This window comes from Pseudoroseomonas cervicalis ATCC 49957, assembly GCF_000164635.1.
GTDB lineage: Bacteria > Pseudomonadota > Alphaproteobacteria > Acetobacterales > Acetobacteraceae > Pseudoroseomonas > Pseudoroseomonas cervicalis.
On sequence record NZ_GG770784.1, the window covers coordinates 54,015 to 68,914 of the forward strand.

Consider the following 14,900-nt stretch of genomic DNA (forward strand, 5'->3'; position numbering starts at 1 on the left):
GGGGCAAACCCCGCCGCGCGCCCGGCGCCCCTCCGGGCGTCGCCCGCCCCGGCCTGCGCGTGACCGAGGAAGAATCCGATGCTGACCGCTGCCTCCGACGGCGCATTGCAAGCGCCTCTGCACCGCCCGCGTGGCGCCGCGACGGCCTATGGGTCGGTCATCCGCGGCACCGAGGACCCGCGCGACATCGAATATCGCGTGCTGGCGCGCGCCACCTCGCTGCTGGAGGCGGCGCAGCGCCCGAATGCCGGCCCCTCTGCCCTGCCCGAGGCGATCCATGAGAACCGCATGGTCTGGACCGCCTTCGCCGCCGATCTCGCGGCGGAGGAGAATGGCTGGGACATGGTGACCAAGGGGCGCCTGCTCTCGCTCGCGCGCTGGGTCTTCGCCGAGAGCGAGCGGGTGCTGCGCGGCGGTCGCAGCCCGCATGCCTTGTGCGATGTCAACCGCGCTGTGATGGCCGGGCTGAAGCCCGCCACAGCCCAGGCCGCGGAGCCAGGCTGAGATGTCGCTGATCCTGAAACTCGCCCCCGGCGAGCGGCTGTTCATCAACGGCGCCGTCGTCACCAATGGCGACCGCCGCGCCTATCTGATGGTGGAGACCAAGGCACAGATCGTGCGCGAGAAGGATGTGCTGCTGCCCGAGGATGTCAGCACGCCGGTCCGCCGCGCCTATTTCGCCGCGCAGAATGTGCTGCTGAACGCGCAATCCTCGCTGGGCAGCATCGACACCTTCCTGGAGCAGCTCGCCAGCCTGCGCGCCGTCTTCCTCAAGCCCGAGCATGTGACCCTGCTCGACGAGGCGGAGCAGCAGATGCGCCAGGGCAACACCTACCGCGCGCTCGCCGCGCTGCGCGACCTGGTGCTGTATGAATCGGCGTTGCTGGAGCTGGAGCCCCCGCCGCGCTTCCGGCGTGACGCGGCCTTGCGCCCCATGCCGGCCGCCCCGCCGGCCGAGGCACGGTTGAGGCACACACCGGATGATGCGAAAACACAGCGATAAGCCTAACATGCCATTTAATGGGAGAAACCCATCACGCCTTGAGATCAAGCCTCGGTTTCGCACCGAAGACAGGAGCATCTGCCATGATCGAAGCCACCCAGGCGGTGAAGAAGCAGGCGACGCCGCCCGAGCCCGCCAGCAAGGGCCTGCCGCGGGCCGAGAGCGAGGAGCGCGAAAGCCCCTCCGCCACGCCCAGCCCCACCGAGCTTCAGGTCGCCGAGCGGCAGAAGCAGGTGACGGCCAGCGGGCCGAGCTTCGATGTGCGGCTCGATGGCGCGACGATGCGGCTCTATTCCGAGCTGCGTGACCCGGAGACGGACCGCGTCATCCTGCGCCTGCCGGCCGGCTACCAGCCCTCCGATCCAGAGGCCGGGACGGCGCCACGCCTCTCCACCGAGGCATGAGCATCGCCGCCATCAGCCTCGGCATTCCGACCGGTGTGGCGGGGTGGAAGCTGCTGCAGGGCAAGTCCCCGACGGACTTCAAGGCCTTCGCCAAGGATCCTGTCCTGCAGCGCGACCTCGCCTATTTGCGCGAGACCCTGCCGACCAAGCTGACGGCAAAGGATCTGCTGGCCGACCGCCGGCTGCAGACCATCGTGCTGAAGGCCTATGGGCTGGACGGCCAGATCGGCTATGACGCGCTGATCCGCAAGGTGCTGGAAAGCAACCCGGATGACAGCAATTCGGTCGCCGGGCGGATGACCGATTACCGCTACCGGCAGATCTCGCGCGACCTGAATTATGGCGGCATCGCCGTGCCGGAGATCCCGGCCGTGCCCTCCACCACGACGTTGCAGATCGAAGGCGTCATGGCCGGGCAGAGCTTCACCGCCGCCGGCGCCAGCTTCGCCGGGCTGCGCATCGACAATGTCGATCTGCAGGGGCTGACGCGCCGGCAGGACATCGCCGCCGCGCTGCAGGCGGCCTTCCGCAAGGCCGATGGCGGGGCGGAGGATATCAGCGTCACCGCGCTCGGGCTGCGCCTGGTCGTCACGGATGCGCGCGGCCGCGGCAAGGGCAGCTTCAGTTTCGTCGCCGACCCTGCGAGCACGGCGCGCGCCTTCCTCGTCTCCGAGACCCAGGGCAGTAAAGTGGTGCCGGGCAGCGGCGGCCCCAAGGTGGGCGACAAGGAGACGATCGACTTCATCGCCAACCGCTACACCCAGATCCGCTTCGAGGAATCGCTCGGCCAGAGCTCGGAGACCTTGCGCCGCGCCGTCTATGCCAAGCGCATGCTGCCGCAGATGAACAACTGGTTCAGCGTCATCGCCGACCGGAACCTGGCCGAGGTGGTGCAGAACGTGCTCGGCCTGCCCGACAGTTTCGCAAGCCTCGATGTCGACCGGCAGAAGGCGGTGCTGGAGAAGCGCATGTCCATCGCCGATTTCAAGGATCCGGCCAAGCTGTCCAAGCTGCTGGATCGCTATGTGGCGCAGGGCAGCGTGGCGGAGGCGAAGGCCCTGGCCAGCTCCGGCCTGGTGTCGCTGATGCAGCCGCTCGGCTGGGGCGCCGACCGTTTCAGCGGTGCCAGCGCGGCGGCGCTGTTCTCCCTCACCAACCGCGTCTGAGGCCGGCCCGCCGCCGCTTTCGGGACTGCCCCTCCGGGTGGCTCCCGAGGGGGGCGGCGCGCTGCAGTGTCCCGCAACGCGCGGCGCCGCCGGCCGGCCAGGGGCCGGGGCGGTTGCGCAACCCTGTTTTGGCCAATCCTGGCCAGGGTGTGGCCGGCGGCCCGGGAGGCGCCCCAGGCCGCCGCCAAGGCGAGGGCGCCTCAGCTGTGGATGAGGCGGGTGATCACCACATCCTTCAGCCCGTCCTCCTGCACCTGGGCGAGGCTGTCGAACAGGCTGTCGCGCAGCTGGGCCGGATCGACCTGGCCCTGGCGCAGCTCCTGCCGCTCGGACATCGCCATCAGGCGGCGCAGCACCGCCTGCTTCAGCCGCGGCGACAGGTCGCGGAAGGACTGGGTCTGCTCGGACCGTGTCTCCAGCGTCACCGACACCACGACATAGGACATGCGCCGGTTCGACGCCGGCAGGTTCACCGTGAAGTCGCCCAGCGTCAGGAATTCGAATTCCTTGCGCGGTGCGGCCTCGGCGGCCAGGGCCGGCGCCAGCGGCGCCGCCAGGGAGGGGAGCATGACCAGCGCGGCCAGAGCGCCAAGCAGGGGACGGCGGAGCGAGAAGGACATCATCCAGCGGCCTCGAATGTTGCGACGCACCCTATTTCGCAAGAGACGTTTCTCACGTCAATGCAAACCGTACAAAATTTGCGACTCTCTGGGCCTGCCTGAGACGGTTCTTCTGCGCGCTGAATTTATTACTATTTCATCAATTCTGCCGAGGCGGAGCGGCCGGCCTGGCGCCCGGCCGCGCCCCCCGCCGGCCCTGCTGCGCCCAGACGATGCCGATGATTTTCGCAACCGCCTCGAAATGCGCCGGCGGGATCACCTGCCCCACCTCCACCGAGGCGTGCAGGGCGCGCGCCAGGGCGCGGTCCTCCATCACCGCGACGCCGGCGCCGCGGGCGAGGTCGCGGATGCGCAGCGCCATCCGGTCCACCCCCTTGGCGACGCAGACCGGCGCCACGTCGCGGCCGCGCTCATAGCGCAGCGCCACGGCGTAATGGGTCGGGTTGGTCACCACCACCGTGGCGCCCGGCACATCGGCCAGCATGCGTCGCTGCGAGAGCTGCTTGCGCTTCTTCTTCAGCGCCGCCTTCACATGCGGGTCGCCATCGGTCGCGCGCATCTCCTCGCGCATCTCCTGATGCGTCATGCGCTGGCGGCGGGCGTATTCGAAGCGCTGGAAGGAGATGTCGAGGATCGCGACACCGGCCGCGACCAGGGTGATGGCCAGCAGCATGCCGGCCAGGGCGCGCAGCACCAGCGGGCCGAAGGCGGCGGCATCCAGCGCCGCCAGCTGCGGGCTGCCCTCCAGCAGCGGCGCCGCCACCAGCCAGCAGGCGCCGGCCACGGCGCCGGCCTTGGTCAGCCCCTTGGCGAATTCGAACAGGCCCTTCAGCCCGAACAGCCGGCGGAAGCCCGAGATGATCGACAGATGCGACAGCTTGGGCTCCAGCCGCTGCGGCGCCAGCACGACGTTGTTCTGCAGCAGGTGCGGCAGCAGGCTGCCGGCCAGCAGCAGGGCGAAGACCGGCAGCAGCACCAGCGCCAGCGCCTCGACCACCGCCAGGGCGGCGCGGCGGTGCCCGGCCTCGGTCAGCTCCAGGAAGGCCTCGGGCTGCTCCAGCAGCGGCAGCAGCACCGCCGAGAAGCGCTGCCCGATCAGCCCGCCGGCCAGCCAGAGCAGCAGCAGGGTGATGAAATACAGGCCAAAGCTCGACCCCTCGCGCGACATCGGCAGGTCGCCGCGCTCGCGCGCCTGCTGCAGCTTGCGGGGCGAGGCGTCGAGGGTTTTTTCCTGGCCGGTCTCCTCGGCCATGGCTCAGCGGCTCAGCAGGAAGGCGCTGGCATAGGCGCCGAGCATCTCGCCCAGCAGGGTCGGCGCCGCCTGGGCCAGCAGCGACAGGCCGGTGAGCAGGATGGCGGGCGCGCCGATCAGGAAGACCGGCATGGCCGGCAGCGCCCGGTTGATGCCCGCCAGCGCCGCGTTGAACAGCACGGAGAGCACCAGGAAGGGCATGCTGAGCTGCATGGCCAGGCGGAAGGCGCCGGCGGCGAGCTCGGTCACCGCGCGGGCGCTGGCGGCGGCGGGCAAGGGGTCGCCCAGCGGCAGCAGGCGGTAGCTGTCGGCCAGCGCCCGCAGCCCGACATGGTGGCCATCCATGGCGAACAGCGCCACCAGCACGGCGGCATAGAGCATCGAGCCCAGGATCGCCGCGTTGTCGGCGCCGATGCCGAAGGCGAAGGCGTTGCTGATGCCGATGCACTGGCCGATGATCTGCCCCGCCACCTGCACGGCGGAAAGCATCATGCGCGACAGCGTGCCGAGGAAGGCGCCCGCGGCGATCTCCAGCACCAGCGCCGCGGCCATGCCGAAGGCGCCGGGCGGGGCGGGGGCGGGCCCGGCCAGCGGCGCCAGGCAGAAGGCGATCAGCAGCGCCGCCAGGATGCGGATGCGCGCCGGCAGCGTCGTCTCGCCGAAGCCCGGCAGCAGAAGCAGCGCCGCCGAGATCCGGCCGAACACCAGCAGCAGCCGGTAGAGCTCGGCGGAGAGCCAGGCCTCGAGATGCAGCGCCGCCTGCATCGCCTCAGATCGTGCCGACGGTGCGCAGCTTGGCGCGCTGGTGCACCTCGGCATGCGAGATGACGGCGATGGTCGGGTTGATGCGCTCGACCAGGTGGCGCACGAAAGGCCGCGCCCCGGCCGAGGTCAGCACCGCCGGCCAGTCGCCCTTGGCCGCCGCCTCGGCGATGCGGCCGCGCGTGGCGCTGACCAGCTCCTGGATCTTGGACGGCGCCATGGCGAAGCTGCGCTGGTCGCCCTCCTCGACGATGGCCGCGCCCACCTCGCGCTCCCATTCGGGGGAGAGCAGCAGGGTGGTGATGTAGCCATCCTCCTGCGTCAGCCCGCGGCAGATCTGCAAGGAGAGGCGCTGGCGCACATGCTCGGTCAGCAGCGAGACGTTGCGGGTGAAGGTCGCGCCCTCGTGCAGCGCCTCCAGGATCAGCGGCAGGTTGCGGATCGAGATGCGCTCGGCCAGCAGCGTCGCCAGCACCTTCTGCACCGTGGCCAGCGGCAGCACGCCGGGGATCAGCTCGCCCACCAGGCGCTGATGCTCCTTCTCCAGCCCGTCCAGCAGCTTCTGGGTGGCGGCGTAGCTCTGCAGCTGCGCCATGTAGCCCTTCAGCACCTCGGACATGTGGGTGGTCAGCACCGTCTCGACATCGACCACGGTCAGCCCCTGCGCCATCGCCATCTCGCGCAGCGCCGGCTCGATCCAGCGCGCCTTGATGTGGAAGGAGGGTTCCTGCGTGTCGATGCCGGGCACGCCGATCTCCTGCCCGCCGGGGGCGAAGGCCAGCAGCCGGCCGAGGATCATCGTCTCGCGCGCCACCTCGACGCCCTGCACCTGGATGGAATACTCGCCCGAGGCCAGGTCCATATTGTCCTTGATGCGCACCGCCGGCAGCACGAAGCCGAATTCCAGGCCGAAGGCGCGGCGCAGCTTCTTGATCTTCTCGGTGAGCCCGCCCTGGCGGCCGGCGGTCAGCGAGACCAGCCCCATGCCGAGCTCGAGGCGGATATCGTCCACCCGGATCAGCTCGGCCATGCTCTCCTCGCGCGCCGGCGGCTCGGCGGCCAGGCCCTCCTCGGCGGCCGCGGCGGCGCGCTGCACGCTGCGATGCGCGAGGTAGCCGCCGCCGGCGGCGACCAGGCCGAGCGCCAGGAAGGGCAGGAAAGGCAGCCCCGGCAGCACCGCGAATAGGCCGGACAGGCCGGCGGCGAAATAGAGCGGCTTGGGCTGGGCGCCGAGCTGGGCGATGAAGGCCTTGTCGGTCGAGCCGCGCACGCTGCCCTTGGAGACCAGCATGCCGGCGCCGACCGAGACGATCAGCCCCGGGATCTGGCTGACGATGCCATCGCCCACCGCCAGCGTGACATAGGTGGTGGCGGCGCCGCCGATCGGCATGCCGTGCCGCAGCGTGCCGACGATGATGCCGCCCAGGATGTTGACCAGCGTGACGATGATCGCCGCGATGGCGTCGCCGCGGACGAATTTCGAGGCGCCGTCCATGGCGCCGAAGAAGGAGTTCTCATCCTCGAGCTCCTTGCGGCGGCGCTTGGCCTCGGTATCGTCGATGGTGCCGGCGGCGAGGTCGGCGTCGATCGCCATCTGCTTGCCGGGCATGGCGTCCAGGCTGAAGCGCGCGGCGACCTCGGCGATGCGCCCGGCGCCCTTGGTCACCACGATGAAGTTCACGATGATCAGGATGGCGAAGACGATGACGCCGATGATGAAGTCGCCGCCCACCACGAACACCGCGAAGCCGTGGATGACGCTGCCCGCCGCGTCCAGCCCGCGATGGCCGTCGGCCAGGATCAGGCGGGTGGTGGCGAGGTTCAGCGCCAAGCGCAACAGCGTCGCCACCAGCAGCACGGTGGGAAACACCGAGAAGTCGAGCGGCCGCTCGATCCAGATGGCGACCATCAGGATCAGCACGGAGAGGGTGATGGAGGTGGCGAGGCCCAGATCGACCAGCCATTTCGGCATGGGCAGGACCAGCACCGCCAGCAGCACCACGAGGGCGGCGGCGAAGGCGAGGTCCTGGTGGCCGAGGCCGAGGCGCAGGCGGCGCAGCAATTCCATGGCCTAGAGGCCCACGATCAGCTGCGCGATCTCTTCCGTGTAGGAGCGCAGCGCGGCGAAGCCGAAGGGCAGCGACAGCATCGTGGCGACCAGCGTCACCACGATCTTCGGCACATAGGACAGGGTCATTTCCTGGATCTGGGTCAGCGCCTGCAACACCGAGACGGCGACGCCGGTGATGAGCGCGGCCAGCAGCGGCGGCCCGGCCACCATCATGGTGGCGTAGAAGCCGCCGCGCAGGATCTCGATGACATCACCCTCTTGCATCGCGTCAGTTCTCCGGCGCGGGATGGCGGGCGGTCAGACGGCCATGCGGAGCACGTCCATATAGGCGGTGACGATCTTGTCGCGCAGCTGGGTCATGGTCTGCACGGTCAGCTCGGCATTGGCGGCGGCCTGCACCACCTCCTGCACATCGGCGGTGCCGGCGACGCCGCGGGCGCTGGCGAGCTCCGCCTGGCGCAGCGTCTGCAGCGAGGCGCGCGCGGCATCCCCCACCATGGTCGAGAAATCCCCGGCCGGGCTCGCCGTCGCGCCATAGGCGCGGAGGGCGGCGGAGACGGGCGGGATGGCGGCGAGCTGGCTGGGCATGGGTTCAGGACCTCAGGATGTCGAGCGTCTTGCCGTAGAGGGCGCGGGCCTGCTGCAGCACGGCCATCGAGGCCTCGTAGCTGCGGCCGGCGGCGCGCAGATCGGCCTGCTCGACCAGCGTGTCGACATTGGGCAGCTTGACGTAGCCGCGCTCATCGGCCGCCGGATGGGCAGGGTCGTATTGCGTGCGGAAATCGCGCGGGTCGTTGCGGATGCTGTCCATCCGCACCAGCTGCGCGCCGGTCGCGCGGTCCACCGCGCGGTCGAAGGTGATCAGCTTGCGGCGATAGGCGTCGCCGCCCGGCACCGCCGCCGTGGAGCTGGCATTGGCGATGTTCTCGGCCGAGACGCGCATGCGCGTGGCCTGGGTGTTCATGCCCGAGGCGGCGGTGGCCATCGCCTGGGTCAGCGGCCCGGCGCCGGTGATGGGGCCCACGCGGATCATCAGCGGCCACCCACCGCGGTGCGCAGCAGCGCGGCGCCGCGGCGATAGACCGCCGTGGTCAGGTCATAGGCTTTCAGCACATCGGCCTGCTTCACCATCTGCTCCTCCAGATTGACCGAATTGCCGTCCGGGTCCTCGCTGTAGGATTGCGCGCGGTCGGCGGCGATGGTGACGCCGTTGCGCGACAGGCCGAGATGCCCGGGCCGCGTCGCCGCCAGGTGCAGCATCGGCAGGGCCGGGCCGCGCAGCAGCGCGCTGTCGAACTGGAAGGGCTTCACGTCGCGCGCCCGGTAGAGCGGCGTGTCGGCATGGGCGATGTTCTGCGCCAGCACGTTCTGCCGCTCCGCCAGATGGCGCATGCGCGCGCCCGAGATGCGGAAGACGTCGATGCCGTCGAGCATGGTTCAGGCACCCCTCCTGGCTGCGGGCCCAGCCATAGCGCGGCCGGTCCCGGCTGTCGAGATTTTTCGCATGAGCGGTCAGCGCCAGGCCTCCGCGTCGCGGTAGCGGCGCTGGATCGGGTAGTGGAAGCCGGCGCAGGGCTCGGCCCGGCGGGCGATGTAGAAGACGTTGGTCTCCTGCGTGTGCGGCAGGCGGAACCGCTCGAAGGGCGGCGCCTCCACCACCTCGCGCGCGTGCCAGGGATTGAGCTTCAGCAGCGTCGTCTCGAAGCCGTTCGCCTCGTGGAACTCGACCAGGGCGGTCGGATTGATGTTCCAGAAGCCATGGTTGAAGGCGTTCAGCGGCAGGCTGTGCAGCACATAGCCGCCCACCGCCACCATCGCCGCGCAATTGCTGAAGGCGAGCGCGATGTCGAAGACATGCTCGAGCGTGCCGCCATCGACCAGCAGCGCGTAGCGCCCGGCGAAGCCCGGCGGCAGCGGCCGGTTCAGGTCGAGGATGGTCTCCTCCCCGGTGTAGTCCTGGAAATCCAGGTATTCGGCGGTGAAGCCGTGCGGCGAGAGCTGCTCCAGCAGGCTGTCCGCCGCCGGCACCAGGCACTCGGCCCCGGCGCCGTGCAGGGCGCGCAGCCGCTCGGCATTGGGCCGCATGCGCAGCCTGGGCAGCGCCGCCTCGCCCAGCACGGCGGCCAGCTCCCGCGGCGTGTAGACCAAATCCGGATAGCCCAGGAAGCCGATGCGCCGCGGCAGGCCGGGCAGCGTCGCCAGATGCGCGGTGAGCTGGGCGAGGGCCTGGAGGAAGGGCAGCGACATGGCAAAGCTCCGCCTTGAGGGGGGTGGAGCCTAATCGGTCTTTGATGATTTTTCGCATAACCTGCCGCATCGCCGCCCGGAGACGCGCATGACCGACCCCTTCCTGCTGGCCACGCCGCTGGGCGACACCGCGGCGCAACTCGCCCGCCTGCCGCGCCGGCAGCGCTACGGCACGCTGGCGGCGGTGCGCGGCGCGGCGCTCTCGGTCACCGGGCTGGGCGAGGGGGTGGCCATCGGCGACCGGATGCGGGTGCAGCGGCATGGCAGGCCGCCGGTGCATGGCGAGTTCGTGGCCTTCTCCCCCGACAGCGCCATCGCCGTGCCCGAGGGCGGCACCGAGGGGCTGAGCCCCGGCGCGCGGCTCTGGCTGGAGGAGCCGCTCTGCCTCTACCCCTCCGATGCCTGGCTGGGGCGGGTGGTGGACAGTCTCGGCCGGCCGATGGACGGGCGCGGGCCGCTGCCGCAGGGGCGGCGCGGGGTGCGGCTGCGCCAGCCGCCGCCCGCGGCCCTCAGCCGCAAGCTGATCGGCGCGCGGCTGGAGACGGGGCTGCGCGCGCTCGACGTCTTCACGCCCATCTGCCGTGGCCAGCGCCTGGGCATCTTCGCCGCCTCCGGCGTCGGCAAATCGACGCTGATCGGCATGCTGGCGCGCTTCGTCGCGGCCGATGTCATCGTGCTCGGCCTGGTCGGCGAGCGCGGGCGCGAGGTGCGGGAATTCCTCGACCATGTGCTGGGGGAGGCGGGGCGGCGGCGCTCGGTCGTCGTCGTCTCCACCTCGGACGAGCCGGCGCTGTCGCGGCGCCGCGCGGCGCAGGCCTCGCTCGCCATCGCCGAGCATTTCCGCGCCGAGGGCCGCCAGGTCTTCCTGCTGCTCGATTCCATCACGCGCCTCGCGCACGCCCAGCGCGAGATCGGGCTGGCCGCCGGCGAGCCGGCCACGGCGCGCTCCTACACCCCGTCCGTCTTCACCGAGCTGCCGGCGCTGCTGGAGCGCGCCGGGCCGGGGCCGGAGGGGGAGGGCGACATCACCGCCATCTTCACCGTGCTGGTCGATGGCGACGACCATGACGAGCCGATCTCGGACGCGGTGCGCGGCATCCTCGATGGCCATATCGTGCTCGACCGCCGCATCGGCGAGCGCGGGCGCTGGCCCGCCATCGACGTGCTGCGCTCGGTCAGCCGCGCCCTGCCGCGCTGCCACTCGGCCGAGGAGAACGCGCTGCTGGCCGAGGCGCGGCGGCTGATGGCGACCCATGCCGACATGGCGGAGATGATCCGCCTCGGCGCCTACCGCCCCGGCAGCGATGCCGGGGTGGATGCCGCCATCGCCCACCAGCCGGGGCTGGAGGCGCTGCTGGCGCAGGGCGTCGATGAGCGCAGCAGCACCGGGGAGGCCTTCGCCCGGCTGCGCGCCAGCCTCGGCCATCCGGCGTGATCCTGGCCGAGAGCGCCACGCATCTGCGGGTGCGGGCCGACCGCGAGGCCTTCCGCCGGCTGGAGGAAGCCGGGATTTTCCTCGGTCCCGAGCGCGGGGTGTATCCGCCCGATGGCACGGTGATCGGCGTGCCGATCGCGCCCAGCAGCGAGCCCTTCACCGGCTATTACGGCAGCCGCTGGATCGGCGCCTTCGGCTTCGCCAGCTATTCCCACTCGCCGGTCAGCGCGCCGTTTCCGGTCGGGCGCTACTGCTCGATCGCCGCCGGGCTGCGGGTGATGAATGGCGACCATCCGCTGGAGCGCTTCACCACCCACACCCTGACCTATCTGCGCGGCCTCTCGGCCCAGCAGGCGGCGGCCGAGGCGCTGGGCGGCGCCGCCCCGCCGGCACCCCATGCCCAGAAGCCGCATCCGGTGATCGGCGATGATGTGTGGATCGGCCAGGATGTCATCCTGGCGCGCGGCATCACGCTCGGCACCGGCTGCGTGGTCGCCGCGGGCGCGGTGGTGACGCGCGACGTGCCCCCCTATGCCGTGGTGGGCGGCGTGCCGGCGCGGCGGATCCGCGACCGCTTCCCGCCCGCCCTGGTGGAGGCGATGCTGCGGCTGCGCTGGTGGCGCTTCGCCTGGCCGCATTTTTCCGAGCTGGCGGCGCTGCCGCCGGCCGAGTTCCTGAAGCGGCTGGAAGCGCGCGAGGCGGAAGGGACGATCCGCCCCTATGCCCCGCCGCGCGTCGATGCCGCCGGCATCCTGCGCCGCCTCGCCGCCGAGCGCGGCGCGCTGGACGAGGCGCTGCGCGATATCGGGCCGATGCCGGCATGAGCGAGACCATGACCGGGGAAGCCGCCTGGGCGGCGCTGGAGGCCGCGCTGCGCGAGGCCTCAGGCGCGATGGACGACGCCGCGCTGGGCGATGCGCTGCTGGCGGCGCTGTTCGGCAGCGGCCGCCCGGTGCTGGCGCTGGAGCCGCTCTCCGCCATCCTGCGGCTGCGCGACGCGCGGGGCCCGCTGCGGCATGCGGGCTGGGCGCAGGTGGCGGCGCATCTGGCGGCGCAGCTGCCGGGGCTTCTGGCGCGTGGCGAGCATGTCACGCTGCTCGGCGCCATCGCCGCCCTCGGGCTGGCGGAGGGGCGCGGGGCGGCGCTGCGGCGCCTCTGTGCCCTGGTGCTGGCGACGCCGCCGGAGGCGGGGCTGGAGACCTCGCTGCACCGGCGGCTGTGGCGCTGCGGGCTGCTGGGGCCGGCGGAGAGCGCCGGTTTCCTGGCGTCGCTGGCGCCCGATCTGCCGCAGGCGGAGGCCGCGCGGCTGCGGGATGGCCGCCGGCTGCTGGCGCTGCTCGGCCTCGACCAGCCGGCGCCGTTCTCATACGCCGAGGCGCTGGTGGAAGGGCTGGCCCTGCCCTGGCTGCTGCGCGCGGCGGCGGATGACCAGCCGGTGCTGGCGCTGGAGCTGGAAGGGTTGTTGCACGCGCATTGGCTGAAGCGGGAGGAGAGCGGGGCGCATCATGCGCGCTGGATCGGCCGCTGGGCGCCGGCCCTAGCGGAGTGCGGCCGCCGCCGCGCCCGGCCGCTTTCCGCGCCTGCCCCGCTGCCGGGGGCCCGGCCGATGGTGGTGTTCCTGGTGCATGTGGCGAGCGGCCTTGCCCATGTGCAGGCGATGCTGACGCTGCTGGAGGCGGCGCTGCGCCGGCCGGGGCGGCGCTTCGACTACCGCGTGCAGTTCCTCTATGGCCGGGACGAGGCGGTGTTCGCCCGGCTGCGCGCGGCGGGGGTGGACGTGGTGGCGCAGGAGACGCCGCCCGGCACGCCGCTCGCCCTGGCGCTGGAACGCGCCGCGGCGCTGCTGGCGGCGGACCCGCCGGCGGCGCTGGTGTGGCTCTGCGCGCCGCAGGGGCTGGCCTATGGCTTCGGGCGGCGGCTGGCGCCGGTGCAGGTGTGGTGGTCGGTGAAGTTCCATCCGCCGGCGGCGCCGGACGCGGACCTGCGCATCGGCGGCTTCGCCGGGCAGGGGCCGCGCGTCATGGTCGATGGCGTGCCCTGGGCCAACCTGCCCGGCAGCATCGACCCGCAGCTGCGCGCCGTGCCGGCGCCAGAGCGGCAGGCCTTGCGCGCGCGGTTCGGGGAGGGGGTGCTGCTCGGCTCCCTGGCGCGCGAGGAGAAGATGGGCGATCCCCGCTTCCAGCAGCTTGTCGTCTCGCTGCTGCGCCGCCTGCCGGGCGCGCACTACCTCTACACCGGCCGCCAGGACCTGCCGGAGTTCCGCGCGCGGCTGGAGGCGGCGGGTGTGGCGGAGCGGGCGCAGTTCGTCGGCTGGGTGGAGACGGGGCTGTATGCCGGCATCCTCGATGTCTATCTCGACACCTTCCCGCTGGGGGGTGGGCTGACGGCGATGCAGGCGATGGTGCAGGGGGTGGCGCCGGTCTTCCTGTGCGGCGCGCCGGGCACGCCCTATGGCGGCATCCTGGACAACTACCTGCACCGGGCGCGGCGCTCGGCGGAGGTGCCGGCGGCGGAGCGGATGGCGCGCGACGCGCTGCTGCGCGATGCCGGGGGCCGGGACCTGCTGCCGGAGCTGCCGGACGCGGCGGCGTATGAGGCGCGCGCCGTGGCGCTGGCCGGGGATGCGGCGCTGCGGCGCGCGGTGGGCCAGGCGGTCGCGCGCTATGCCGAGGCCTGGCTGACCGACCACAGCCTGCCCGCGCGCACCTTCGAGGCGCTGCTGGTCGGGGCCTGCGGCCTGCCGGACGCCAGCGGCGTCCGGCCCTGACAGAAAGAAGAAGGGGGCCCGGGGGAATTCATTCCCCCGGACTTTCTTGTCCGTCCTTCCGAAAGATCCCGAACAGCTTGAATCCCAGCATGCGCCAGAAGAGATCCGCGGGCCTGAGTGTGCCGAGCTTGGCCGGCGCCCAGGGGCCGAGGATGGCGCGCAGTTCCGTTTCGGGATGCGCCAGGATGCGATCGAGTTCGGAGATGTAGCTTTGCAGCAGCAGCGGACGGAAGCCGCCGCGCCGCAGTGTGTCGACCAGGGAGGCCGGGCCGAAATAGCTCCAATGCCCGAGGGTGACGACGGTGGAGCGGCTTTTTTCCAGTTGCACCAGGGGGCTTTCGAAGTTCGGCACCTGGAGGGCGAGCAGGCCGCCCGGCGCCAGGGCGTCGCCGATGGCGCGCAGGAAGGGCCGCGGGTGCTCGACATGCTCCAGCACGTCGAAGAGGGTGACGAGGTCGTAGGGCCCGGGCGGCGCGTCCGCTGGAAAGAAGCCGCAGCGCACCGCGGCGTGGCGGGTGGCGGCGGCGGCGGCGAAGTCCGGGGCGGGCTCGACGCCGGCGACCTGCCAGCCTTCGGCGGCGAAGCGGTCGAGTGTCGCGCCATTGGCGCAGCCGATGTCGAGCATGCGGCCGGGGGCCGCGCGGAAGCCGGCCACGCATTGCGCGACATAGGCCAGCTTGGCGGTTTCCAGCCGGGCATAGGGGGCGCTGGCTTTCAGCGCGGCGAAGGCGGCGGGCACGCTGCCGGGTGCGCTTTCGGCGGTCGCGTAGCGGGCGCGGTCGGTGGTCTCCTCCAGCACGTCGCGGCTGTAGACCAGCTGGCAGCCGGCGCAGCGCAGCAGGCGCAGATGCGGCTGGCTGAACTCGGGCAGCGGGGTCGCGGCATCGGCCGGCGCGTCGCAGACCGGGCAGGCGTCGCGGCTGCGGAAGACGCGCGCGGCCTCGGCGTGCAGGCGGGCGATGCGGTCCTGCTCCACCCCGGTCAGGGCCTTGTAGTGGGCGCGCAGGGCGGCGCGGAAGCCGGGCACCAGGGCGGCGTCGAAATCCTCCGGCCGCAGCGGGGCGGCGGGGGGCAGGGGCAGGGCGGCGCTCACAGCGGCAGGGCGGCCAGGGCCGCCTCGAGTTCGGCGACCACGCGGTCCTGCGCCGCCTCGGTCATGGCGCCGTGCAGGGG

17 protein-coding genes are annotated in these 14,900 nt (G+C 72.0%); 7 read left to right on the top strand and 10 right to left on the bottom strand.

What is annotated here, in order from left to right; translation table 11 throughout:
- Nucleotides 1–78 precede the first annotated feature (78 nt).
- The 4 genes from HMPREF0731_RS18300 to HMPREF0731_RS18315 all read left to right on the top strand — a co-directional run bounded on the left by HMPREF0731_RS18300 (nt 79) and on the right by HMPREF0731_RS18315 (nt 2,573).
- Nucleotides 79–504, top strand: a complete 426-nt coding sequence (locus HMPREF0731_RS18300) for a flagellar biosynthesis regulator FlaF (RefSeq protein WP_007005685.1) — start codon at nt 79–81, stop codon at nt 502–504.
- A gap of 1 nt (nt 505) precedes the next feature.
- Complete coding sequence (locus HMPREF0731_RS23355; protein ID WP_007005686.1) at nt 506–1,003, top strand: flagellar biosynthesis repressor FlbT; 498 nt, start codon at nt 506–508, stop codon at nt 1,001–1,003.
- 83 nt (nt 1,004–1,086) lie between these two features.
- Complete coding sequence (locus HMPREF0731_RS18310; protein WP_007005687.1) at nt 1,087–1,407, top strand: hypothetical protein; 321 nt, start codon at nt 1,087–1,089, stop codon at nt 1,405–1,407.
- On the top strand, nt 1,404–2,573 hold the full coding sequence (locus tag HMPREF0731_RS18315; RefSeq protein WP_007005688.1) for a DUF1217 domain-containing protein: 1,170 nt from the start codon (nt 1,404–1,406) through the stop codon (nt 2,571–2,573). Before HMPREF0731_RS18310 ends, HMPREF0731_RS18315 begins: the two co-directional genes overlap by 4 nt.
- A 200-nt stretch (nt 2,574–2,773) precedes the next feature.
- On the opposite strand, the gene HMPREF0731_RS18320 is transcribed toward HMPREF0731_RS18315, so the two are convergent.
- The 9 genes from HMPREF0731_RS18320 to HMPREF0731_RS18360 form a co-directional block, all read right to left on the bottom strand.
- Complete coding sequence (locus HMPREF0731_RS18320) at nt 2,774–3,142, bottom strand: flagellar basal body-associated FliL family protein (RefSeq protein WP_157136221.1); 369 nt, start codon at nt 3,140–3,142, stop codon at nt 2,774–2,776.
- A gap of 190 nt (nt 3,143–3,332) precedes the next feature.
- Entirely contained in the window at nt 3,333–4,445 is a 1,113-nt protein-coding gene (locus HMPREF0731_RS18325) for an EscU/YscU/HrcU family type III secretion system export apparatus switch protein (RefSeq protein ID WP_007005690.1), read from the bottom strand.
- Between the two features lie 3 nt (nt 4,446–4,448).
- Nucleotides 4,449–5,210 (bottom strand): flagellar biosynthetic protein FliR, encoded by a 762-nt coding sequence (locus HMPREF0731_RS18330; protein ID WP_007005691.1) that lies wholly within the window; start codon nt 5,208–5,210, stop codon nt 4,449–4,451.
- Between the two features lie 4 nt (nt 5,211–5,214).
- The gene (flhA, locus tag HMPREF0731_RS18335) at nt 5,215–7,275 is read right to left on the bottom strand and encodes a flagellar biosynthesis protein FlhA (RefSeq protein WP_007005692.1); all 2,061 of its coding nucleotides are present in this window, start codon (nt 7,273–7,275) and stop codon (nt 5,215–5,217) included.
- 3 nt (nt 7,276–7,278) lie between these two features.
- Complete coding sequence (locus HMPREF0731_RS18340; protein ID WP_007005693.1) at nt 7,279–7,542, bottom strand: flagellar biosynthetic protein FliQ; 264 nt, start codon at nt 7,540–7,542, stop codon at nt 7,279–7,281.
- A gap of 33 nt (nt 7,543–7,575) precedes the next feature.
- Entirely contained in the window at nt 7,576–7,866 is a 291-nt protein-coding gene (fliE, locus tag HMPREF0731_RS18345) for a flagellar hook-basal body complex protein FliE (RefSeq protein WP_007005694.1), read from the bottom strand.
- A gap of 4 nt (nt 7,867–7,870) precedes the next feature.
- Nucleotides 7,871–8,311 (bottom strand): flagellar basal body rod protein FlgC, encoded by a 441-nt coding sequence (gene flgC, locus HMPREF0731_RS18350; protein WP_007005695.1) that lies wholly within the window; start codon nt 8,309–8,311, stop codon nt 7,871–7,873.
- Nucleotides 8,311–8,712 (bottom strand): hypothetical protein, encoded by a 402-nt coding sequence (locus tag HMPREF0731_RS18355; protein WP_007005696.1) that lies wholly within the window; start codon nt 8,710–8,712, stop codon nt 8,311–8,313. The genes flgC and HMPREF0731_RS18355 overlap by 1 nt, the downstream gene beginning before the upstream one ends.
- Nucleotides 8,713–8,790: 78 nt before the next feature.
- Nucleotides 8,791–9,525 (bottom strand): hypothetical protein, encoded by a 735-nt coding sequence (locus tag HMPREF0731_RS18360; RefSeq protein WP_007005697.1) that lies wholly within the window; start codon nt 9,523–9,525, stop codon nt 8,791–8,793.
- A gap of 88 nt (nt 9,526–9,613) precedes the next feature.
- Between HMPREF0731_RS18360 and HMPREF0731_RS18365 the strand changes: the two genes are divergently transcribed.
- From HMPREF0731_RS18365 to HMPREF0731_RS18375, 3 genes are read left to right on the top strand one after another with little or no spacing between them, the layout of a single operon-like run.
- The gene (locus tag HMPREF0731_RS18365) at nt 9,614–10,960 is read left to right on the top strand and encodes a FliI/YscN family ATPase (protein WP_007005698.1); all 1,347 of its coding nucleotides are present in this window, start codon (nt 9,614–9,616) and stop codon (nt 10,958–10,960) included.
- Nucleotides 10,957–11,784, top strand: a complete 828-nt coding sequence (locus tag HMPREF0731_RS26390) for a CatB-related O-acetyltransferase (RefSeq protein ID WP_007005699.1) — start codon at nt 10,957–10,959, stop codon at nt 11,782–11,784. The genes HMPREF0731_RS18365 and HMPREF0731_RS26390 overlap by 4 nt, the downstream gene beginning before the upstream one ends.
- Entirely contained in the window at nt 11,781–13,727 is a 1,947-nt protein-coding gene (locus HMPREF0731_RS18375; RefSeq protein ID WP_040613929.1) for a tetratricopeptide repeat protein, read from the top strand. Before HMPREF0731_RS26390 ends, HMPREF0731_RS18375 begins: the two co-directional genes overlap by 4 nt.
- Before the next feature lie 28 nt (nt 13,728–13,755).
- Here HMPREF0731_RS18375 and HMPREF0731_RS18380 read toward each other — a convergent pair whose 3' ends face one another.
- On the bottom strand, nt 13,756–14,820 hold the full coding sequence (locus HMPREF0731_RS18380; RefSeq protein ID WP_051014817.1) for a class I SAM-dependent methyltransferase: 1,065 nt from the start codon (nt 14,818–14,820) through the stop codon (nt 13,756–13,758).
- Nucleotides 14,821–14,900 lie beyond the last annotated feature (80 nt).